15 protein-coding genes are annotated in these 22,103 nt (G+C 57.3%); 5 read left to right on the top strand and 10 right to left on the bottom strand.

Translation table 11 applies throughout. The annotated features are described in order from the left end of the window. Nucleotides 1–11 precede the first annotated feature (11 nt). The 3 genes from ACN0VL_RS00590 (at nt 12) to ACN0VL_RS00600 (ending at nt 4,061) form a co-directional block, all read left to right on the top strand. Nucleotides 12–1,874, top strand: a complete 1,863-nt coding sequence (locus tag ACN0VL_RS00590; RefSeq protein ID WP_417614088.1) for an ATP-binding protein — start codon at nt 12–14, stop codon at nt 1,872–1,874. Continuing rightward, entirely contained in the window at nt 1,871–3,241 is a 1,371-nt protein-coding gene (locus ACN0VL_RS00595; RefSeq protein WP_417614090.1) for a sigma-54-dependent transcriptional regulator, read from the top strand. Before ACN0VL_RS00590 ends, ACN0VL_RS00595 begins: the two co-directional genes overlap by 4 nt. Before the next feature lie 208 nt (nt 3,242–3,449). Further along, the gene (locus tag ACN0VL_RS00600) at nt 3,450–4,061 is read left to right on the top strand and encodes a LysE family translocator (protein WP_417614092.1); all 612 of its coding nucleotides are present in this window, start codon (nt 3,450–3,452) and stop codon (nt 4,059–4,061) included. 221 nt (nt 4,062–4,282) lie between these two features. Here ACN0VL_RS00600 and ACN0VL_RS00605 read toward each other — a convergent pair whose 3' ends face one another. From ACN0VL_RS00605 to ACN0VL_RS00620, 4 genes are all read right to left on the bottom strand, one after another. Next, complete coding sequence (locus tag ACN0VL_RS00605) at nt 4,283–5,650, bottom strand: sodium-dependent transporter (protein WP_417614094.1); 1,368 nt, start codon at nt 5,648–5,650, stop codon at nt 4,283–4,285. Between the two features lie 164 nt (nt 5,651–5,814). Then, nucleotides 5,815–6,870: a 4-hydroxyphenylpyruvate dioxygenase gene (hppD, locus tag ACN0VL_RS00610; protein ID WP_417614314.1), complete on the bottom strand. Its 1,056-nt coding sequence runs from the start codon at nt 6,868–6,870 to the stop codon at nt 5,815–5,817. Between the two features lie 328 nt (nt 6,871–7,198). Then, the gene (locus tag ACN0VL_RS00615; protein ID WP_417614096.1) at nt 7,199–9,214 is read right to left on the bottom strand and encodes a UvrD-helicase domain-containing protein; all 2,016 of its coding nucleotides are present in this window, start codon (nt 9,212–9,214) and stop codon (nt 7,199–7,201) included. Between the two features lie 31 nt (nt 9,215–9,245). After that, complete coding sequence (locus tag ACN0VL_RS00620) at nt 9,246–9,671, bottom strand: Lrp/AsnC family transcriptional regulator (protein ID WP_417614098.1); 426 nt, start codon at nt 9,669–9,671, stop codon at nt 9,246–9,248. 383 nt (nt 9,672–10,054) lie between these two features. Here ACN0VL_RS00620 and yjeH point away from each other — a divergent pair, with 383 nt between their 5' ends. Continuing rightward, nucleotides 10,055–11,314, top strand: coding sequence for an L-methionine/branched-chain amino acid transporter (yjeH, locus tag ACN0VL_RS00625; protein WP_417614100.1), 1,260 nt, complete (start codon nt 10,055–10,057; stop codon nt 11,312–11,314). On the opposite strand, the gene ACN0VL_RS00630 is transcribed toward yjeH, so the two are convergent. The 6 genes from ACN0VL_RS00630 to ACN0VL_RS00655 all read right to left on the bottom strand — a co-directional run bounded on the left by ACN0VL_RS00630 (nt 11,264) and on the right by ACN0VL_RS00655 (nt 20,193). Further along, nucleotides 11,264–12,349 carry an ABC transporter permease gene (locus ACN0VL_RS00630; RefSeq protein ID WP_417614102.1) on the bottom strand — a complete coding sequence of 362 codons (1,086 nt, stop codon included), beginning with the start codon at nt 12,347–12,349 and terminating at the stop codon, nt 11,264–11,266. The two genes, yjeH and ACN0VL_RS00630, sit on opposite strands and share 51 nt — an antisense overlap. Next, nucleotides 12,346–13,296, bottom strand: coding sequence for an ATP-binding cassette domain-containing protein (locus ACN0VL_RS00635; RefSeq protein ID WP_417614104.1), 951 nt, complete (start codon nt 13,294–13,296; stop codon nt 12,346–12,348). Before ACN0VL_RS00635 ends, ACN0VL_RS00630 begins: the two co-directional genes overlap by 4 nt. Continuing rightward, a complete protein-coding gene (locus ACN0VL_RS00640; RefSeq protein WP_417614106.1) occupies nt 13,289–14,251 on the bottom strand; it encodes an HlyD family secretion protein in 963 nt (320 codons plus the stop codon). The genes ACN0VL_RS00635 and ACN0VL_RS00640 overlap by 8 nt, the downstream gene beginning before the upstream one ends. 216 nt (nt 14,252–14,467) lie before the next feature. Beyond that, nucleotides 14,468–17,023 carry a beta-glucosidase family protein gene (locus ACN0VL_RS00645; protein ID WP_417614108.1) on the bottom strand — a complete coding sequence of 852 codons (2,556 nt, stop codon included), beginning with the start codon at nt 17,021–17,023 and terminating at the stop codon, nt 14,468–14,470. 1,014 nt (nt 17,024–18,037) lie between these two features. Then, nucleotides 18,038–18,874 (bottom strand): S-formylglutathione hydrolase, encoded by an 837-nt coding sequence (gene fghA / locus ACN0VL_RS00650; RefSeq protein WP_417614110.1) that lies wholly within the window; start codon nt 18,872–18,874, stop codon nt 18,038–18,040. A gap of 200 nt (nt 18,875–19,074) precedes the next feature. Further along, nucleotides 19,075–20,193, bottom strand: coding sequence for an S-(hydroxymethyl)glutathione dehydrogenase/class III alcohol dehydrogenase (locus ACN0VL_RS00655; RefSeq protein WP_417614315.1), 1,119 nt, complete (start codon nt 20,191–20,193; stop codon nt 19,075–19,077). Between the two features lie 324 nt (nt 20,194–20,517). On the opposite strand from ACN0VL_RS00655, the gene putP reads away from it, so the two are divergent. After that, nucleotides 20,518–22,011 (top strand): sodium/proline symporter PutP, encoded by a 1,494-nt coding sequence (gene putP, locus ACN0VL_RS00660; RefSeq protein WP_417614112.1) that lies wholly within the window; start codon nt 20,518–20,520, stop codon nt 22,009–22,011. Nucleotides 22,012–22,103 lie beyond the last annotated feature (92 nt).

Raw genomic sequence — 22,103 nt, forward strand, 5'->3', positions numbered from 1 at the left:
AAGGATACTGCATGGCGCTCGATCTCGCCTTTGAACTCATGATGCTGCTGACCGCAGGCTGCGCATTACTGGTCTCGGCCTGGCTGTTCTGGCGCGCCCGTCGCCGGCGCAGCATGAAGTCGCTGGCGGGCTTTGGCATCATGATGGCGCTGTGGTGCTGCGGCCATGTGTCGGTGTTTTACGGATGGGAGCGGCTCGGCACAATGCTCATTTTGGCCAACCCGCTCATGCCGACCTTTTTTCTCGACTTTGCCATCGGCTTCGTCAATCAGGGACCAGGCCGACGCCCCTGGCTGGATCGTTTGGCCAGACAGCGCCTGTTCTTGTATCTGGCCGCATTATTGGTGCTGGGGATCAGCCTGATGGGCGATGGCGGCCAGATTATCTCGTTCGGCCCCTTCAGCCACTACTTTGTGTTCAGCGGCAGTGGCTGGTTTAACATTGCCTATACCATCGTCATTGGTGTGCTGGCCCATGCCCTGCTGTTGTGGGGCTGGCACATTCACAGCGGCAACCGGCGCCGCTCCATAGCGGCCATGTTTGCCGCCGGTGCCTGGGGGCTGTTGCTGGCCAGCAGTTTTATTTTCCCCTCGCTGGGGCTGTATTGGTATCCCTGGCCCATGCTGCTGTTGCCCAGCTATGTGGTGCTGCTGGTGTACGGTGTAGTGCGTTATCAAATGCTGGAAGTCAACGCCTGGGCCAATCGTGCCCTGCTGTGGATTTTAATGACACTGCTGGTACTGGGCCTGATCGCCCTGCTGAGTTCGGTGGCTGGCCAGTTTGGCATGCAGGCGCTGGCCAACGTGCCTAACTGGCAACTGTGGCTGTACTCCATGTTGTTGCTGACGCTGGCACTGGCGCTGTATCAGCCGGTCTGCCGTCTGGTCGCCAGACTGATTTACCCCGGCAGCCAGCTGAACGAACAACGGCTGGACGGCTGGCTGCATCACCTGGCCGAGGCGCGAGACTGGCCCGAGCTGGGTGCCATTGCCGAGCAGTTGCTCAGTGACCAGATGGGGCAAAGCATTCGAGTACGGCTGCTGCCCGTTCTGCAGGTTGCCTACCCCGTACCCGGCCCCTGTATCATTTGCCATTATCAGCCGAGCGGCTGGCAATCGCACCTGCAAGGATTTGACGATGTTACCCCCAGTGTACGACTGGCGGCAGAAGTCTTTGCCTCGCTGCTGACTACCCGCTGCAGCCTGCTCGAGCGTTCATTGCAGCTGGCCGAAGCCGAACGCAAGCGCTTGTCCGAACAACACCTGGTGGAACTGGGTGGCCTGTCGGCCGCCATGGCCCATGAGCTGCGCAACCCTCTCAATATTATATCCATGGCTTCGGCGGGGCTGACCGCCGAACGCAAGGACATGATCCAGAGCCAGCTCAAGCGCGCCGACCGGCTGATTTCCGACATGCTGACCTACTCGGGCAACATCAGCATACAGTGCCAACCGGTGCCGTTACCGTCACTGCTCAACAGCTTGCGTCCGCAGTTCGACTGGCAAGGTGTCCAGTTTGATTGTCAGCTGGATGATACAGCGACCCTTTATGCGGATACCTATCGACTGCAGCAAGTGCTGATTAACCTGCTGGACAATGCCCTGTCGTTTGTACGCAACCAGCCCGAGGGGAAAATATGCATAGAAGCCGGCGCTAATGGCACCCTGAGAGTGCACAACAACGGCCCGGCCATTCCCCCGGACATGCTGGCGCATTTATTTCGCCCCTTCGTCAGCAAACGCAGTGGCGGCTGCGGGCTGGGCCTGTCCATCGTCAGGCGCATTATGGATGCACACGGTGGGCACATTACCCATCGCAACGACCTGGGCTGGCCCGTCACCTTCGAGCTGTATTTTCCTGAGGAACCATCATGACCCAACCCCGTATTCTGTTGATAGATGACGAGCCGGCCTTTCGTACCTTAAGCCAGCAATGGCTGACCAGCGAAGGCTATCTGGTGCAGACCGGCGCCAGCCTGGACGAGCTTGGCGCCCGACTCGGCGAGTTTGATGCCGATTTGATTCTGCTCGATTTGTCACTGCCACCGCATTTCGATCCGCAACACACGCTGGCGGCCTTGCCGCAGTTTATTGATCGCCCGGTGATCATCCTGACCGGCCACGGCGAGCGCGAGCTGGCACTGGAAGCGCTGCGTCAGGGGGCCTGGGATTTTTTAGCCAAACCCATAGATCCCGATATGCTGGCGGTCGTGGTGAAGCGAGCGCTGACCAAGCATCAACTGGTCCGCGAGTTGAACAGCCTCAAGAGCAACCTGGGCAGCAAACAGGCGGTGAGTACCTTGATCGGTGCTTCGGCCTCAATGGACACCATTCGCGCTTTGGTGCAGCGCATTGCCCCCACCGATGTGCGGGTGCTGGTCACCGGGCCCTCGGGTACCGGTAAAGAAGTGATTTCTCGTGCCATTCACGACTTGAGCAACCGTGCCGACCGGCCCTTTATTTCGGTACATTGCGGGGCCATTCCGGCCGATCTGCTGGAAAGTGAGCTGTTTGGTCACACCAAGGGGGCCTTTACCGGCGCCGACAAGGCCCGCGACGGTCTGCTGAAACTGGCCGACGGCGGCACCCTGTTTCTGGATGAAATTGGCGACATGCCTCTGGCCATGCAGGTAAAGCTGCTGCGGGTATTGCAAGAAGGCAGCTTTTATCCGGTAGGGGGGCGCAGCCTGGAAACCATAGACGTGCGGCTGGTGTCGGCGACCAATGCAGATTTGGCAGAAAAAGTACGACTGGGTGAATTTCGTGAAGATCTCTATTACCGCATCAAGGGCGTCAACATAGAAACCCGGCCGCTGGACGATCGCCCCGAAGACATTCCTTTACTGATCAACCACTTTTTGGCACTGCAGGCCAAAGCCGCTCAGCAAGCGCCCCAGCATCCTGACAGCCAGGCTTTTAACTGGTTTATTCAGCGCCGCTGGCCCGGCAATGTGCGCGAACTGAAAAGCGCCCTCGACAGCGTGGCCGCCATCGCCCGCAACGGCGTGATCACGCTAGACGACATCGCCCTGCTCTACCCAGATGCGCAAACCAGCAGCCAGGCAGGCAACCCGGCGGTCACTCATAGCGGCCAAAGTCTGGACGCCCAGGTTCGGGCCCTCGAGATCACCCTGATCAGCCAGGCCCTGGCCCAACACGACAACAACCGAACCCACGCCGCCCAAGCCCTGGGCTTATCCCGCCAGGGACTGCTGAAGAAGATAGAGAGGTATGGGATTTGAACAAAGCGGTAAGCTGTAAGAAAAACCAAAACACCGCACTGTGCTTCTCTGCCTGCAGATGCTATTTATTAGAGCCTGTGCTTCTCACTGCCAAGCGTCGTGGCGATAGCAGCCGTTTGCCTTTAAAGGCAAACTGGCCCCAGAATTCACATTAATTTTGCAGTGTTTCTTATGATTGCACCACCTTCCATCCTAAGGAGAACCACAGATGGCACTGGACACCTGGCTTATCTATCTGGCGGCCATGATTGGTCTGTCGCTCACTCCCGGCCCCAACAGCCTGCTGGCACTGACCCACGGCGCCCTTTATGGCCGACGCAAGACCCTGTTTACCGTGGCCGGCGGCGCCATCGGATTTGCCATCGTCATCGCCCTGTCGCTGTTCGGCATCGGTGCCCTGCTACAGGCGTCCACCACCCTGTTTATGGCGCTCAAAATCATCGGCGGCGGCTATCTGGTCTGGCTCGGTATTCAGCTGTGGCGGGCCCCGGCTCCCAGCGCCGATACCGGTGAGCAGGCCGGTGTTCGCAGCGGCGGCTCTTTGTTTCGTCAGGGCTTGCTGTCTGCGTTGACCAACCCCAAGGCGGTACTGTTTTTCGCCGCCTTTCTGCCCCAGTTCATCGACCCGGAGCGCGAGCTGTTGATCCAGTTTGTGGTAATGGCGGCCACCTTCGCGCTGACCGAATTTGTGACCGAAGTGCTGATTGCCAGCTTCGCCCAGCGCACCCGCACCTGGCTGGCCCGTAGCGGAAAGCGCTTCAACCGCATTTGCGCCAGCATGTTCGTGCTGCTCGGCGGCTGGCTGCCCCTGGCTCGTTAAGCCCGCAGAGTAAACCCATCGCCCCCTGTAGTAGCTGCTTTAGCTGCTAAATCCTGCGCAGCAGGATCTGGTGCACGGGCTCAAGATATCGCTCCGCGGCATTGCGGGATGTAGCTGTGCTACATTGCACAGCGGTCGCAGTGCCTACAAAACCAAACATCCACGCTGCTGCATGGATGTTTGGGGTGTGGGTGTGTTTTATTGGTGCTCGGTGCCGATGTTTATTTCAGGTTGAAATAAAACACGATCAGCAGGGCGATGGGTGACAGGTAGCGAACAACGGGGAACCACAGCTTGTGACAGGCTCCCAGTTCGCTGGCCGAGTGTTCCGGCTTCATCTTCCAGCCCACAAACAGCGCAATCAGCAGGGCCACGACCGGCATCATGATGTTGGCGGTGGCATAGTCGTATAAGTCGAACAGGGTTTTGCCTTCAAAACGGGCAAACATGTCCAGCGGGGTAAAGTCGGCCCACAGGTTCAGTGACAGCAAGGTGGTAATGCCCAGCAGCCAGGCGGCGAAGCCACCGCCAATGGCGGCTTTGACTCGGCTGACGCCCTTCTCGTTCAGGTAGCTCACCAAAGACTCCAGCATGGAGATGGAAGAAGTCCAGGCGGCAAACAACAGCAGCACAAAAAACAGGGTGGCAAAAAAGCCGCCGCCGGCCATCTGACCAAAGGCCACCGGCAGGGTGACAAAGATCAAGCCGGGGCCTTCACCGGCGGCCAGGCCGTGCGCAAATACGATGGGAAAGATCGCCAGCCCCGCCAGCAAGGCGACGCCGGTATCCATGACCGCGATCACCACGGCGGTGCGGGCAATGGAAACATGTTTGGGCAAATAGGCCCCGTAGGCCATCATGGCACCACTGGCCAGACTCAGGGTAAAGAAGGCATGGCCCAGGGCAGTCAGAATCGCTTCGGCGGTGAGCGCGGAAAAATTCGGCTTCAACAGAAAGCTGACCGCCTGACCAAAGTAACCTGTGGTGGTGGCATACCCCACCAGGATCAGCAGCAAGATGAACAACGCCGGCATCAGCTTGGTGACGGCACGCTCTAGTCCATGGCGCACACCACCGGCCGACACCAGTACGGTCAGGCCCATAAAGATGGAATGCCACAATAACAATTGGCCGGGAGAGGCCAGCAATTGGCCAAACAGGTCACCGGAGTGTTCGGCGCTAATGTCGTTAAAGCCGCCACTTACCGCCGATACGATATAAGGCATGGTCCAGCCGGCAATCACACTGTAAAACGACAAAATCAAGAATGCCGCCAGGGTAGCGATGATGCCCACGCCTACCCAGCTTTTACTCCGCCCTTCTGCTGCCGCTACTGCCGCCATGGTGGCAATGGGGCTCTTGCCGCCACGCCGGCCCAGCATGACTTCCGACATCATCAGCGGCAGGCCAATAATGGCAATACAGGCCAGATACACCAGCACGAAGGCGCCACCGCCGTTTTCGCCGGTTATGTAGGGGAATTTCCAGATATTGCCCAGGCCCACGGCCGAGCCGACCGCCGCCATAATAAACACAAAACGACTGGACCATAGGGCCGGGTTGCCCGCCTGCTGATGATTCTCCGCCACGGAAACTGCTACTCCTGTTACTGGCCATAAAAAATGTCAGCCATCCCCTGAACGACAGGTGTAAAGGATAGCTGACAGCATGTCCTGCTATTTTGCCACTAATGGCTAAAATAAAAAATGGCAGCCAGTAAAAATGTCAGTTTTAAGCCCAGTTTTGTGGGTTATCACTCTCGTTTTAATACACCTCGGCGGATTTGATCTTCCTCAATGGATTCAAAAAGTGCCTGAAAGTTACCTTCACCAAAGCCCTCGTTGCCCTTGCGCTGAATAATTTCGAAGAAAATAGGTCCAATCACGGTGTCGGTAAAAATTTGCAGCAAGATTCCCTGACCCTGAGTGGGCGCGCCGTCGATCAGGATATTGTTTTTTTGCAGCCGGACCACATCTTCACCATGGCCGGGTAGACGTGCGTCCAGCTGCTCATAATAGGTGTCGGGGGTGACCATAAAGCTCATGCCGCCGTCACGCAGGGTTTCCACCGTGGCAAAAATATCGGCCGTGCCCAGCGCAATATGCTGAATGCCCTCCCCCTGATACTGGCGCAAAAACTCCTCAATCTGGCTTTTATCGTCGGACGACTCGTTAATGGGAATGCGTATTTTGCCGCAGGGGCTGGTCATGGCCCGGGATTTAAGGCCGGTAAGCTTGCCCTCGATATCGAAGTAGCGGATCTCCCGAAAGTTGAACAAGCGCTCGTAGAATCCGGCCCACAGATCCATGTTGCCCCTGGCGACGTTATGGGTTAAATGATCGATGTAGGTCAGCCCCACCCCCTTGGGGTACTGATACACACAGGGAACGGGCTTGAAGTCCACATCATAAATGCTGTGATCGCCATAGCGATCCACCAGATAAATCAGCGAACCGCCAATGCCTTCTATGGCCGGGATTTGCAGTTCCATGGGGCCCGCTCCCGCCATCACCACCTTGGCCCCCTTGTCTGCCAGCTGGCTAATGGCCGCCGCCGCATCTTTCACCCTGAAGGCCATGGCGTTGGCACAGGGACCATGGAGGCGAGAAAACGCTGCCGCCTGGCTGTTGGGCTCGGCATTTAAAATAAAGTTAATGTCCCCCTGACGATACAGAGTCACGTTTTTACTGCGGTGGCGCGCAATGGCGACAAAGCCCAGCCGCTCAAACAGATCGGCCAGCTGCTCCGGCTGGTGAGAGGCATATTCCACAAACTCAAAACCATCTGTATTCAGCGGGTTATCCCACATTGGTGCGTCTGTGGTGGGTGAAGTCGTTGATGATAAGTTGGTAGAACGAATGTTGGCCATGATCTCCCCCTATTCGCTGGCATCGCACTTATGCGACCTCTATTGAGCATAGGGGAAAAACAGCGGAGGCAGCGCCAAAATCACCCGCGGTGCGTAACGTTGAATGAATCCTCGGACATCAATCTGTAGTAGCTGCTTTAGCTGCTAAATCCTGTACAGCAGGATCTGATGCACAGGTTCAGAATACCGCTGCGCGGTATTGCGCAGCTAAAGCAGCGCCTACAAAAAACATCGCATCCTGTAGCCGCTGCGATGTAGCGCGCGGCGCTTACCCCACCCAGCGGCTGACACCCGGGTAACCGCCTTCGAGCAGCTCCTTGATGAAGACCGAGGGGATCTGCTGGTCGGCCAACAGAAAGACTTGCCGGCGGGCGCGGGTCAGGCCCACGTAAAACAGGCGGCGCTCTTCGGCGTGGGGGAAGTGCTCGGCTTCTGGCAGCAGCAGATCCAGCAAGGCGGTGGTGTTTTGCTCGGGCGGAAAGCCGTATTTACCGCGACTCAAGCCCAGCATGATCACATGATCCGCTTCTTTGCCCTTGGCACCGTGCAAGGTTTGCACGGCAATATTCAGGGCCGGAAAACGCTTATGCCAGGCAGCCAGCTGAGCGTTATCGGGCAAGCTAAAACGGAACCGCGCCAGCACATAGACAGAGGCGTCAGGCTGTTCGGCGGCAATTTGCCCCAATAAGCGGCTAATGGCATCCACCTGACTGTTGCTGTCTATCGGCAACACATGCACACAGGGCGAACTGCTGCGCAAATGGGTAGCCAGGGTTTTGGGCAACTGCTCCGGATTACGCTGTACAAAGCGGCTGGCGACCTGCTCAATCTGGTTATTAAAGCGAAAGGTCTTGTCAAGCCGAGTGATGCGGCTGGCACCAAAGTAGTCGGCAAAGCGGGTGGTCAGGGTCACGTCGGCACCGCTGAAGCGATAAATGGCCTGCCAGTCGTCGCCCACACAAAACAACGACAGCCCGGGGCTGGCGTCTCGCAGTGCCTGCAACAAGGCGGCGCGCGGCGCCGAAATATCCTGGAATTCGTCCACCAGAATATAACGCCAGGGCACCACAAAGCGCCCCTGGCGCACCAGCTCGGTGGCCTGCTCTATCATGTCGTCAAAATCAATCTGGCCCTGTTCGGCCAGGGCATGCTGATAACGGTGCAATAACGGCAGTACCAGGGTTAGCTGTTCGGCAAGCGCCGGCGTGACGTCAGCGGGATCGGGCTCGCCATACAGCTTGAGCGCCGCCACCAGGGGCGCCCATTCCCGGGCCACCCGGCGATAATCCGGCTGCGGCACCACCTGAAAGCGATGATGGCGCAGCCAGTCGTGCAGTTGCTGGCAGTAAACATCATCTTCGGTGGCCAGCTGCTCGAGCCACTGGGCCAGAGCCTGAATACGCGCACTTTCTTGCTGTGCCAGCGGGCTAAGCACAGGTGCCCTGCCGTTCACCCTGGTCAGGATCATCAAACCCAGTGCATGAAAGGTACTGGTTTTCACCGCCGCCGTGTGGGGCTGCGCGGCCAGCCGCTCGGCCATTTCGGTGGCGGCCTCGTTACCAAAGGCCAGCAGCAGCAGTTCATCGGGAGCGGCCTGCCGGGAGGCCACCAAAAATGCGGCGCGCGCCGTCATCACGCTGGTTTTACCACAGCCGGCACCGGCCAGTACCAGGTTATGATCTTCATCCACCACACAGGCCAGCCGTTGAGCCTCGGTGAGCGGATGCGCCTCCAGCGAGTCAAACAGCGCGCTAAACTCCGTCAGCATTTGCTGGCAATACTCATCGCAGCATTGCTCTCGCCAGGTGTCGTCGGCCGCCATCAGGGTGGTCACCAGGCCAATGGCGGCGGCTTCCCGATCACTTAAGCCTGACGGTGGCGTTAACGCGGTCCAGTCTATGCCCTCGCGATTTGGCTCAGGCTGACACGCCTCAGCCAGTAGCTGCTTTAGTTGCTGCCAGCGTGACTGTCGCAAGTAGCCCGACTCCAGCACCTTCAAGCACGATTCGGCCAGCGGCAAAATTCGTGCCGCCTGAAAGCGAAACCAGGCCAGGGTGGCAGCTTCATGTAATGACTCAGCCACGGCTCTGGGTAGCCAACCCAGCTCAATATCACCCTGGGCACAATATAAATGCAGCCGATACAAGCGCCGCCCCTGAACCAGCTTTGGGGGGGCACTCAGCTCTTGCCATGCCAGCAAATAACGCTCACGTTTAAGGTGTAGCACCAGTCCATTGGCGTTGAGTTCGCTGGCTAAAAAAGGGTGATTGAACCAAGGCGCCATCCAGTGCGCCCTAAAGATCTGCATAGTGGCCTCAAGCAAGGGTGTTGATCACTTCGCCCAATATCATGTGGGTACGCACGGTTTTAATATGGGGCGTGTGCTCAATTAGGTGACGAATGGCATCCAGGCGCTCCATGGAGGCCGCTTCAACATATACCAGCATGTCGGTTTCGCCACTAATGGTATAGCAAAGCTTTATTTCCGGCACGCTGCGTAACGACTCGGCATATTGCTCACACTGGCGTACATGATAACAAAGAGCAAAATAGGCGCGCACCAAGGCGGGAGCGTGTCCCACTCGTGCGTGATAGCCTTGAATAATCCCGCGCTCTTCCAGGCTTTTAATGCGTTCCGATACCGCCGAGCGCGACAGGTTTACCTCGCGCGCTATGCTGGCCACCGCCATGCGTGCGTTCGCGGTTAATAACGCCAGTATTTTTTGGTCAAACTTGTCCACTGCATCCCCTTTTTATCGCCACCCACCAAACGTCGGCCAAATACGACGCTTTGCCGTGCTCAAGCGGCAGAGTGGCACGCCTACTTCTCTTTATAAGGCGCTAATATATCAGAATTGCTATCAGCTACGCGGAATCTTGAATCAAAAGCACCGAACTTGTAGTAGCTGCTTTAGCTGCTAAATCCGGCAACGCCGGATCTGATGCACAGGTTCAAGGTTATGTGGCGATACATGATACATAGGTGTTGAGATATCGCTGCGCGATATTGCGCAGCGGTCGCAGCGCCTACAGCAGAGCCTACAAAAACGCACAGCGCGAACAGGGAGAATTAAAACAAAATGGGCCGTTTACATAAACAACTGGGGTAGGCTATGGCACCGCCATGATGGCCACCTCGTTATTGGGCAGTGGTATTTTTGTGGTGCCTGCGGTGGCGGCCAGCCTGGCCGGAGCCGATTCTTTATGGGCCTGGCTATTGCTGATGATATTGGTGCTGCCCATCGCCTTTACCTTCGCTCGCCTCGGCCGAGCCTTTCCTCATGCTGGCGGGGCACCGCACTTGATTGGGCGCGCCCTGGGGGCGCCCATGGAAAAACTGGCGGCCTTTCTGTTTTTGGCGGTACTGCCAGTTGGCCTGCCCGCCATGCTAACGCTAACCACGGGGTTTTGGCATGCCCTGTTTGCCCTTGGCCCCAACGGCGACCTGTTGATACAGCTGGGCACCCTGGGGCTGGCGCTCGTACTGGGCAGCCGCAACAGTGGCGCTTCGGGTTTGATCCAGCTGCTGATTGCTCTGGCTATTATCGGCCTGCTGGCCGCAGTCTGGTTACGCGGGGATTTGGTCAACACGGGTTTAAGCGCTATTCCGTCGGTGCACAGCGTGCAGTGGCAGGCCCTGCCCGCGACCCTGGCGGTGATGTTCTGGTGCTTTGTGGGGCTGGAGGCCTTTACCCACATGGGGGAGGAGTTCAAACGCCCCGAGCGGGATTTTCCGCTGGCACTGCTGTTTGGCGTCTTGTTGGCGGGCCTGATTTATCTGGCCTACGCCGTCGCCGTGGTCAAGTTCGGCGTATTTGGTAATGAAGTGGCCAATACCACTTCGTTTCCGGTGATGATGGCCACTCTGTTTGGTGAACCGGGTCGCTGGGCCGCGGCCATAGTGGGGTATCTAGCCTGCTTTGCCGGTTTGAATCTCTATGTGCAGGGTTTTGCCCGCCTGCTGTGGAGCATGGCCGACGAAGGCAAGCTGCCTTCATCTTTGGCCAGGCTGAACCGCAAGGGTGCGCCCTTTCGTGCCTTGTGTTGGGTTGTCGCCGCCAGCGCCCTGTGCGTCCTCGCCGCCTGGTTGTTCCGGCTGCCACTGGAAACCTTGATGCGCTACGCCAACGGCAACTTTATTCTGGTGTATCTGCTCGCCATGGTGGCCGGCGTTAAACTGCTGAACGGCGGCCACCGCTGGTTAGCCGCCCTGGCCAGCCTGCTCTGTCTGGGCGTGTTTATCTCACTGGGGCTGGAAGCGGGTTATGCGCTGGTACTGGGCGCGGCCTTTATCGGTTGGCGCCACTGGCGCAAAGCCAAACTCAGCCGCACGCTAATCCAGCCGCTTTCTGAAGCGCCGAGCCGCCAGGGCCAGACCGAGTAAGGTAAAAACGGCGAGCCAGAGTACGTCGGGGGCCAGTGCCTGCAAGTTGGCATCGCGCAGCAGTATGCCCCGAGACAGGCGCATATAGTGCGTGGCGGGCAACCCCTCGGCCAACCACTGGGCCGCCACCGGCATACCTTCGTAAGGGAACATAAAGCCGGACAGCAAGATCGAGGGGATCAGCACAAATACCGCCATCTGGGTGGCTTGCAGCTGGCTTTTAGCCAGGGTGGAGATCACCAGCCCCAACACCAGGCTGGCGGCGATAAACAACAGGGTAACCAGCAGCAGCTGCAGCAGACTGCCATTGATCGGCACCGCGAAGATGAGCACCCCCAGGCTCAGGATAATCACCAGCTGCACCAGCCCGGCAAACACATAGGGCACTATTTTGCCCAGCATCAGCTCCATCGGCCTGACCGGCGTGGTGATCAACAGCTCCAGATTGCCTCGTTCCCGCTCGCGCACTATCGCCGATGAGGTAAAGAGCACCATGGTCATGGTCAGAATAATCCCGATCAGGCCAGGAATGGTATTGACCGCCGCCCGGCGCTGGGGATTGAAAAACAGCGCCACCTCGAAGTTGCCCTGCGGCCGGTTTATCTCGGGATCGTCCGGCAAGCAGGCCAGTTGCAGTATGGTGCTGGCGATCAGGGTGTCGGTGCCATCCACCAGCCACTGGCCTCTGGGTCGGCCATCCTGGCGACGCCGTTCCAGATCTGCAGGCAGGATCAGCGCAGCCCGCACCCGACCGGCAATAATGGCGGCCTCGGCTTCATGAGGGTGGGTAAAGCGCTCGCTGAACACCACCAGCTGGCTGGCCCCCAGCCTCGCCACCAGATCTCGGCTCTGACTGGTCGCCGCCTGATCCACCAAAGCCACCGGAATATCCCGCACCTTGGTATTGATGGCATAACCGAACAGCAGCAACTGAAGCAGCGGCACCATCACTACCATGGCAAAGGTGAGCCTGTCCCGCGCCAGCTGGCGAAATTCCTTGAGCATGATGGCTCGTATGCGGCGCAGGCTGTTCATGGTTGCCTGCTGCCATTCAGGGCGGTCGCTGTGCCCGTACAGCTGACAAACACATCTTCCAGATTGGGCCGCACCCGGTTGATGTCGGCTGCGCTGGCCAGCTCCGGCAAGCTCTGGCGCAACCAGGTGACCGGGTCGGCGATATCACCGTCCACCAACACCCGCAATCGCATGCCCAGCTGGGCGGCCGAGCGTACCGAGTCCAGCGCCAGCAAGCGGGTTTTCAGTTGCCGCAGGTTGGGCGCAGACACTTCCAGCACGGTGGCGCCCATGTCGTTCATTAATTGCTCCGGCGAGCCGTCGGCACGCTTGATGCCGTTTTCCAGTATCGCCAGACCGTGACAGCGTTCCGCCTCGTCCATGTAGTGGGTGCTGACCAGTATGCTGGTGCCCGCCTCGCACAAATCAAACAGTTTCTCCCAAAAGTCTCGTCGATTTTCCGGATCCACCGCCGAGGTCGGTTCGTCGAGAAACAACAAGTCCGGTTGGTGCAAGGTGGCCGCGGCCAGTGCCAGCCGCTGTCTCTGCCCTCCACTCAAGGTGGCGGCAAAGCGATGGGCAAAGGTATTCAGCTCATAGATCCCCAGGAGTTCCCGCAGCCTATCCCGTGTCTGTTTCGCATCCAGGCCGTAGATTTGGGCGATAAACTCCAGGTTTTCGCGCACCGACAGATCCTCATACAAAGAGAATGTCTGCGTCATGTAGCCAACCCGCCGGCGCAGCGCCTCGGCCTGCTCGGGGATCGCCAGCCCAAGCACCCTCATTTCGCCGGCACTGGGCAGCAAGAGGCCGGTGAACATGCGAATACAGGTGGATTTACCGCTGCCATTGGGTCCGAGAAAGCCATAGATAGTACCGGCGGGAATGGCCAGATCCAGCTGGTTAACCGCTACCAGCTCGCCGAAGTTGCGACTCAGCCCTCTGGTGACTATGGCCAGTTCAGTCATGGCTTGCCTCCGGCAACGCCTGAGCAGGCACACCCGATGGCAGCGCCAACGCCGCGTCGGGAAGCTGCACCTTGGCCAGATACATCAATCGACTGCGCTCCCCTTCGGTTAGCGCGTAATAAGGCGTAAAGGCTGGTTCTGTGGCAATCCAGCGTAAACGGCCGGCATAAGGCGCCTTGATACCGTCGACCCAGACCCGCAGCGGATCGCCTATGCTCAGCCCGACTCGGGCGCTGGCTGGCACATAAATACGTGCATAAGGCGCTCCTTCTGCCTGCAACACAGCGACCACTGCGCCCCGAGCTACCCTGTCGCCGGGCTGGTAAGGTAGCGTTTCCAGCATGCCGGACCGGCTGGCATGAATGGCCAGCTCATCCAGCCGATAACGTGCCATCGCCAGCTCTGCCTGCGCCGCATCCCGGGCAGCCTGGGCGGCATCTATGTCCTCGACTCGGTTACCCGCCGTGGCTTTGGCCAGCCTTTGCCGAGCAGCTTCTGCCTGTGCCTGCAGTTGATCGTGATCGGCCTGTACTCGATCCCGTTCGGCCTGGCTGACCAGCTGCCGGGATGCCAGTGTTCGAATACGGTTCAGATTGCGTTTTGCTTCCGCCAGTAATGTCTGCAACCGGGTCACATCGGCCCGGGCAGCACTAATGTCTTCGGCGCGTGCCCCCGCCAGCAAGAGTGCCAGCTCGGCTTCGGCCTGGCGCAACCGGGCCCGCTGACGGCTGACTTCCAGCTGTTGTCTGGCATCATCCAAACGCACCAGCAAAGCCCCTTGCGCCACCCGTTCACCCTCGGCTAGCGGTTGTTCCAGCACCAACTCGGCGGCGGTGGCAGTCAACTGGATGCGATCCCTTTCCAGGGTTCCCAGCCAGCGATCACTCGGCGAAGGTTCGCAGCCGCTCAGCCAGATGCAGCAGAGCAGCACACTCATGCGGAAAACATTCGGCATAGTGGTATCCAATTGAACTGATAAGTTCAGCTTAGCCGAAGTGCGAAGAGAAAAGGTGGTGATGGATTTTGAGTAAAGATGGTGGCGGTTTCGCCCCGATGGCGAGGATTGCTCGGCGACAGGATGTCGCCGAGCTTGTTACCGATGGATGGGCCTGACCACTGCGGCTCGTGTGCAGTGACCAGGCACCCTGGTTAACCGGCGCTAATGTCCGGACTAGTTTTGCCGACTGCCGAACCCAGGCAAAGCAATACCGAAACGGTTGCCGAAGAACGGGAAAGCCAGACTCAGACTATTATTGATGGTGTCTCCTATGCGATCTCCGAGCCTTGGGACAAACCTGTGGTGATGCTTGCCGACGCGCGGGAATACCATATTAATACGCCCAACAAGAGGGGTATCGGCCGATGAGCCGCCCACATACACCCGGTACCGGCCAGTTGCCGATGCCCATTCACCATCTGCCCAGGTAGCCAGATCGTCCGGATTATCCGGTACGAAGTAAGAGAATGGGTGGTTGGAGGCGCCGGCGTCTATCTGGACCGAAACCCGTGTACTCTCGCCCGGTTCAAGATAGACTTTATCGAAGCCCACAAGACGTTTGGAAGGCTGCTCAGCCTGTCGAGGCAGCTTCAGATAGACCTGTGTGGCCTCGGCACCTGCAACGGCCCCCGTATTGGTGACTGTGTACTCGACCGTGAGTACCGGCACCAATTTCTTGAGCGCAGGAAAGGAGCGTATGGATACCAGGCTATTCGGGAGTGCTTCAAGGCCGGGAATAGGCACCTGAGTGAACTCTTTCCGAAACGATCTGTGGAGCCTCAAGTTGCTGTATTCGAAGCTGGTGTAGGACAGGCCGTGACCAAACGGAAATACCGGGGTCACACCGTTTGCCTCGTACCAGCGGTAACCCATCTCCAGGTTCTCGGTATAGTTACTGATCAGCTGGTCTTCGTCCAGGTCTTCCCAATCACCCACGGTGACGCCGGGAAAGCCGGGGCCGCCGGGCTGCCCGGTATCTTCACGCAGACCCGGATACTGGGCCTCGGTGGCAAATGCCGCCTCGCTGTCACTCGCGGGAAAGGTCACCGGCAGCTTGCCCGACGGATTGATTTCACCAAACAGTATATCGGCCATGATGGCGCCGTCTTCCTGACCGGGGAACCAGGCTGCCACCAGAGCCGGCACCTGATCAAGCCAGTCCATGACTATGCCGGCACCGCTGTACAATACCACTACCGTACTGGGATTTGCCGCAGCGACCTGGCTCACAAGCTCGTCCTGCTCAACACAGACCCCGCCCGTGACATCGGTACAGATCGAGGGCAGCCTGATATCCAGCAGATCCCGGCTCTCCCGCGGGGTGGTGCCCACCATCAGGATAACGACATCGGCATTTTCTGCCAGCTCAACGGCCGCGGCGATGTCGGTGCCGTCGTTATATGTCACCTCAGAAACAAATGCCGCCAGACCTTGTTCGGGGGTCACGGTGAACTCGGGGGCTGCCACAACGGTGGCCAGTGCCGCCGGATCTCCGTTACGCGGCGCTATGCTCGCGGAGCCCGCGAACCAGGGATGGCCAATCAGGGCGATCGATTGGACATCGGAGCCCAGGGGCAGCATGTTTCCCTCGTTCTTCAGCAGCGTAATGCCGCCTTCGGCCAGAGCGCGCGCCTTTTGGGCGTTGACGACTCGATCGATAGCGGGTTCCTCATCAATATTGATGATCATATCGAACTGGTCCTCAAACTGACCGAACTCGTACATCTTGATGTAGCGAGGTCTGAGCACGGCATCTATATCAGCCTCCGTAATATCACCGTTCTCGATGGCCGCCATGATCCTGGCTTCGGTGTAGTACTTGGGCTGAAAATCGAGTTCCCAACCCACACCCGCGAGCAGGGGAGGCACGGTATTGTGCATCGCTCGGCGATCACTCTCTATCCAGCCATCAAAGCCCCAGCGCTCACGCAGGGTCTTGACCAGTACCTCATGGTTGTCACAGATATAGTCGGTGTCATTCAGGTAGGGAAAGGCACACATGATGGAAGCGGCCCCTCCATCCTTGATCGCCATTTCGAAGGGCAGCAAATACAGCTCGTGCATCGCCCGACTGGGAATGCGCACCCCTGCAGTCCAGCGTTCGAACTGAAATTCGTGCTCATTACCCACGAAGTGTTTTATCTGACTCTGCACCCCCTGAGACTGGATGCCCCGCACCTGTGCGGCCCCCATCACACCGGCCAGATAGGGGTCCTCGCCAGGGTATTCCTGAGCTCGACCGGCATAAGGCGTACGGATAAGGTTCAGCGCCGGACCCAGCAATACCTGGCTGGCCATGGCAAAAGCCTCGACTCCCACCACTTCACCCCAGCCTTCGACCAGTGCAGGGTCAAAGCTGGCAGCAGCAAGCGTCATGGAAGGGCCGGCGGTCATCACGGGTTCGGGGGTACAGGAGCCGCCGCGAATACCGTTACCGCCGTTGATTTCGCGAATGGTAGGAATACCCAGCTCGGGTATGCCTGGAATGCTTCGCCCCACGAACGAGAAGCCACAATCCTGGACTCCACCGCCATCGGCACGATATTGACCACTGGGCAGATCCGATTCTCTGGGCAGGTTACCGATCTGCTGGATTTTCTGTTCGAGCGTCATCGAGCCAAGCAAGGCATCGGCGGCACTCTCGTTCGGACTGGGGCCGCCCTCCTGAGCGACCAGCGCGACGGGCAGTACCACTGCCGCAATCGCCGATATTAACATGTGGTGGTTCATCACGATCTCCTATCTATATAGGCTTCGGATAACCTCCTTGTTGCTCTCTCGAATCTGTTTGAGCATGTTGCACATCAAACCTGAAGTTTCTGGTTGCTGGCCGTAGCAGTAAAGTATCTTGTAATACAGTCAGTTTCACATTGAAACTTGGTGGTTTCCGAGATCTCGTCAATGAAACAAAGCGTAAAAAGCCTCTTTACTTGTACCTTGTTTTTGCTCGTACATGAGGTGAGGCGATTTATGAACGACCTAAACTCCCACTCCTATATGCTCGTCAGGAGCATGAGCAGAAATTATTGTGGAGGGGGACTCATGACGGAATAGTAGTTAATGCTACGCCGGCACCCCGCCCTCTCTAACATGTAGCTTTATAAAAATAGACTATGGTCGCGAGCAGAATCAACCAATGGCAGCTTGTGGGATGGCATTTACAACTTAAATAAACAGGGCGTTTTATTTATTCCAGTGTGAAATGCAACACCCTCCCTTATAACTCAAGCAGTTATAAAGGTATTAGAAACAAAAAGGAATAATGATAATTTATAAGAAACTAAATATAATATGAATGTTTTTGCCGCCTTGACAGACTTCCCAATAATGACCGGCTCCATTCTACCCTGCTCTGCCAGAGTAATGACTGACGACGACAACGAATACAAGACAAACAACCTTCATCATTTAAGTCGCCGCATGGCGACCGGATATTAACCCACCCTCAGGTGCATCGACCGCTCTTTTCTTTCGGCTTGACGATAAATACATTCATATTAATATTTTTCATGGTTTCCATATCATATATTTCCCAGCGAATACCTGGTTATACCAATCCCATTAAACAAATACTCTATTTCACTTTCGAGTAAACGTCGGACAAAGGGCCTGATTCGCGTCCGGCACCCGCCGACCAGAAAGGGCCAGCAAACACCGAGGCTCAATAGTACATCTGGATTGACACGGAGAAAGGAGAAGTTCCCACGCGACGCGTGGGAACGAAAACACATTAAACCGGTGCTGTTACCCGGCCAGGTGCTCGGCATGAAAACGCAGGTGGTCTTCGATGAAGCTGGCAATGAAGTAGTAGCTGTGATCGTACCCGGCTTGCATGCGCAGGGTCAGATTGGCACCAGCCTGTTCGGCGGCTTGAGCCAACACTTCCGGTTTGAGCTGCTCGCTCAAGAAGTTGTCGGACTCACCCTGATCGACCAGTATCGGCAGTGTGCAGCCGTGCTCTTTCAGCAGCAGGCTGGCATCGTATTGTGCCCAGGCCTGGCGATCGTTCCCCAGGTAGGCACCCAATGCCTTGTGACCCCAAGGGCAATTGCTCGGGTTGGTAATCGGCGAGAAAGCCGAGACCGACACGAAGCGCTCGGGATTACGCACGGCCAGCACCAGAGCACCATGACCACCCATAGAGTGACCGCTGATGGCGCGTTTGCCATTGAGTGGCAATTCGGCCTCAACCAGTGTCGGCAACTCGCTCAGCACATAGTCGTACATCTGGTAGTGCTGCTTCCAGGGCTCCTGGGTGGCGTTGACGTAAAAGCCGGCACCCAGTCCCAGGTCGTACGCCGCGTTTTCATCGTCGGCTACGCCTTCACCACGCGGACTGGTATCCGGGATGATCAGCGCCAGTCCCAGTTCTGCTGCGACGCGCTGGGCACCGGCCTTGCTGGAAAAGTTTTCATCGCTACAGGTCAGGCCCGACAGCCAGTACACGGCTGGAACCGGGCCCTGCTCTGCCTGGGCTGGCAGAAACACCGAAAACTGCATGCTGCAATTGAGCACATTGGAGTCGTGCTGGTAGCGAATTTGACGACCACCAAAGCATTTTTGCTCTTGAACAATTTGCATGGAAGCTCCTTTAAACAAAAAAGACAGCTGTCAGCGATACGCTTTCAGCTGTCAGATAAACACATTAACCCGATCCGGCTGCGCCGGATTGCACAGCTAAAGCAGTGCCTACATTCGTGCCATATATAAACATCGACACCGCTGCAGGTCTTTCTCTCTAGCTGTTCGCTTACAGCTTGCGGCTTAAGGCTTTGTCTATGTTACTTGTCGTAATGGATCACGGAACGGATCGACTTGCCTTCGTGCATCAGATCGAAGGCGTGGTTGATGTCTTCCAGACCCATGGTGTGGGTGATAAAGGTGTCCAGCTCGAACTCGCCGTTCAGGTACTGTTCAACAATACCTGGCAGCTGAGAGCGGCCTTTTACGCCACCAAAGGCAGAACCTTTCCATACGCGACCGGTTACCAGCTGGAACGGACGGGTAGAGATTTCCTGGCCGGCTCCGGCTACACCGATAATGACCGACTCGCCCCACCCTTTATGACAGGCTTCCAGTGCGGAACGCATGACTTTAACGCTGCCGATACACTCGAAAGAGAAATCGACGCCGCCATCTGTCATCTCAACGATGACATCCTGAATGGGCTTGTCGAAGTTGTTGGGGTTGATGCAATCGGTAGCACCCAGCTGCTTGGCGATTTCAAATTTATCTTCATTGATATCGATGGCAATGATACGGCTGGCTTTGGCCATAACGGCGCCGATGATCACGGCCAGACCGATGCCACCCAGGCCAAATACCGCAACGGTATCGCCTTCTTGTACATTGGCGGTATTCTTAACCGCGCCCATGCCGGTGGTGACACCACAACCCAGCAGACAGACTTTTTCCAGCGGGGCTTCTTTGCTGATTTTGGCCAGCGCAATTTCTGGTACTACGGTGCGCTCGGCAAAGGTGGAGCAACCCATGTAGTGGAAAATAGGCTTGCCGTCTTTAAAGAAACGGGTGGTGCCATCAGGCATCAAGCCCTGACCCTGGGTGACGCGCACGGCCTGGCACAGGTTGGTTTTGCCAGAAGTACAGAACTTGCACTCGCCACATTCGGCGGTGTACAGCGGAATAACATGATCGCCCACTTCCAGCGTGGTCACACCTTCGCCGACGGCCTCAACAATACCGCCACCTTCGTGGCCCAGAATGGCCGGGAAGATACCTTCAGGATCGTCACCAGACAGGGTAAAGGCATCGGTATGACACACACCAGTGGCTACAATGCGTACCAGCACTTCGCCTTTTTGTGGCGGCATGAGATCCACTTCTTCAATAGAAAGCGGTTTGCCAGCTTCCCAGGCGACGGCAGCACGAGTTTTGATCATGTCCATTTGTTTGCTCCTGTTAAATAACGGGTCGTAAAAATAGGGAGTAGCAGCATGACAAGCTTGGTGCGTTTCAAGCAAGCACCAGACGCTACTTTTATGGCATCCATTGTATTACACCATTGGAAAGTAACAACAACCTAAAATGCAAATGATTTTTACCACAAGGTAACAATCTTCCTCATTAGCGACACCGGGAACGTCTTTAGTCCGTTAATCTTGCGTCTGCATTTGTTAAACGAACAAACTTTAACCATGCTTTGAACAATTGGGTAGATGATGCTCGTTTGCTACCGGCTGGGTTCCTCACAGGAGTAACAAAAAATGGTTGAGTCCAATTATGCGATTACCGGCACCTTTCTGGTGTATCTTGTGGGCATGATGGCCATTGGCTACTACGCCTATAAACGCACCGCCAACTCGGCCGACTACTTTCTGGGAGGCCGTTCCCTGGGGCCCTGGCCCGCCGCCATCTCCGCCGGTGCATCGGACATGAGTGGCTGGCTGCTGCTGGGGCTGCCCGGCTTCGCCTATGCCGCCGGTTTCGAGTCCTTCTGGCTGGCCGGCGGCCTGTTGCTGGGTACCTGGGCCAACTGGCTGTTCTGTGCCAAACGCCTGCGCACCTACACCCTGGAAGTGGATAACGCCATCACGATACCAGCCTACCTGTCTCGCCGTTTCGAAGACAAGTCCAAGCTGCTGCAGATTATTTCTGCCCTGATGATACTGCTGTTCTTTTTGTTCTATACCAGCTCTGGCCTGGTGGCCGGTGGCAAGCTGTTTGAAACCGTGTTCGGCCTGGATTACCAGATTGCCGTGGTGCTGGGTACCCTCTGCATAGTCTCCTACACCATGTTCGGCGGCTTTCTGGCGGTCTCCTGGACCGATCTGGTGCAGGGCCTGATGATGGCCGCCGCCCTGATGATAGTGCCGATTGCGGCGATGGAAGGCGGTTTCGGCCAGCTGAAAAGCGATTTGCACGCTCTTAACCCCGAACTGCTGAGCCTGTGGCACAACATGGATGGCGAGCCGCTGTCCGTGATTGCCATTGTTTCGCTGGCCGCCTGGGGGCTGGGCTACTTTGGCCAGCCCCATATTCTGGCGCGCTTCAATGCCACCCGCAGCAACAGGGACATCACCAGCGCCCGTCGCATCGCGGTCACCTGGAGCTTCCTGTCCATGGCCGGCGCCCTTATGGTCGGGCTGGTCGGTCTGCTCTATGTGCAGAACAATATGGGTGGCGAACTGGCCGATGCGGAAACCATCTTCATGGTGCTGGTTAACGCCGTGTTTCATCCTGTGGTTGCCGGTATTCTGCTGGCCGCCATTCTTGCCGCCATCATGAGTACCGCCGACTCCCAGTTGCTGGTGTCATCTTCTGCGCTGGCCGAAGATTTCTACAAACAGATGTTCCCCAACACCAGCGCCAGAAGCCTGGTCAACATAGGTCGCTTTGCGGTGGTTGCCCTGTCGCTGGTGGCACTGATGCTGGCGATGAACCCGGACAGTACCGTACTGGGGCTGGTGTCTTACGCCTGGGCCGGCTTTGGTGCCGCCTTTGGTCCTGCCCTGTTGTTCAGCCTGTACTGGCGCAACATGAACCGCAACGGCGCTCTGGCGGGTGTGCTGATTGGCGGCATCACAGTGGTGATCTGGAAACAGCTTACCGGCGGCATTTTCGACCTGTATGAAATTGTGCCCGGCTTCATCTTCGCCTCCATCGCCATCGTGCTGGTCAGCAAACTGACCGGCGGCGCCAAAGCCTCGGTCGTCAAAACCTTCGAACACTACCGGAAAAGTCTGGATACCCTGGACTAGCCCCATAGCAGACCGGCGCTGAGCGCAATGGTGAATGAAAGGCCAAAGCATTGCACAAAGCGCAGGTATAAAAAAAGCCGCTGCGGCGGCTT

Source organism: Oceanisphaera sp. (assembly GCF_048268965.1).
Taxonomy (GTDB): domain Bacteria; phylum Pseudomonadota; class Gammaproteobacteria; order Enterobacterales; family Aeromonadaceae; genus Oceanimonas.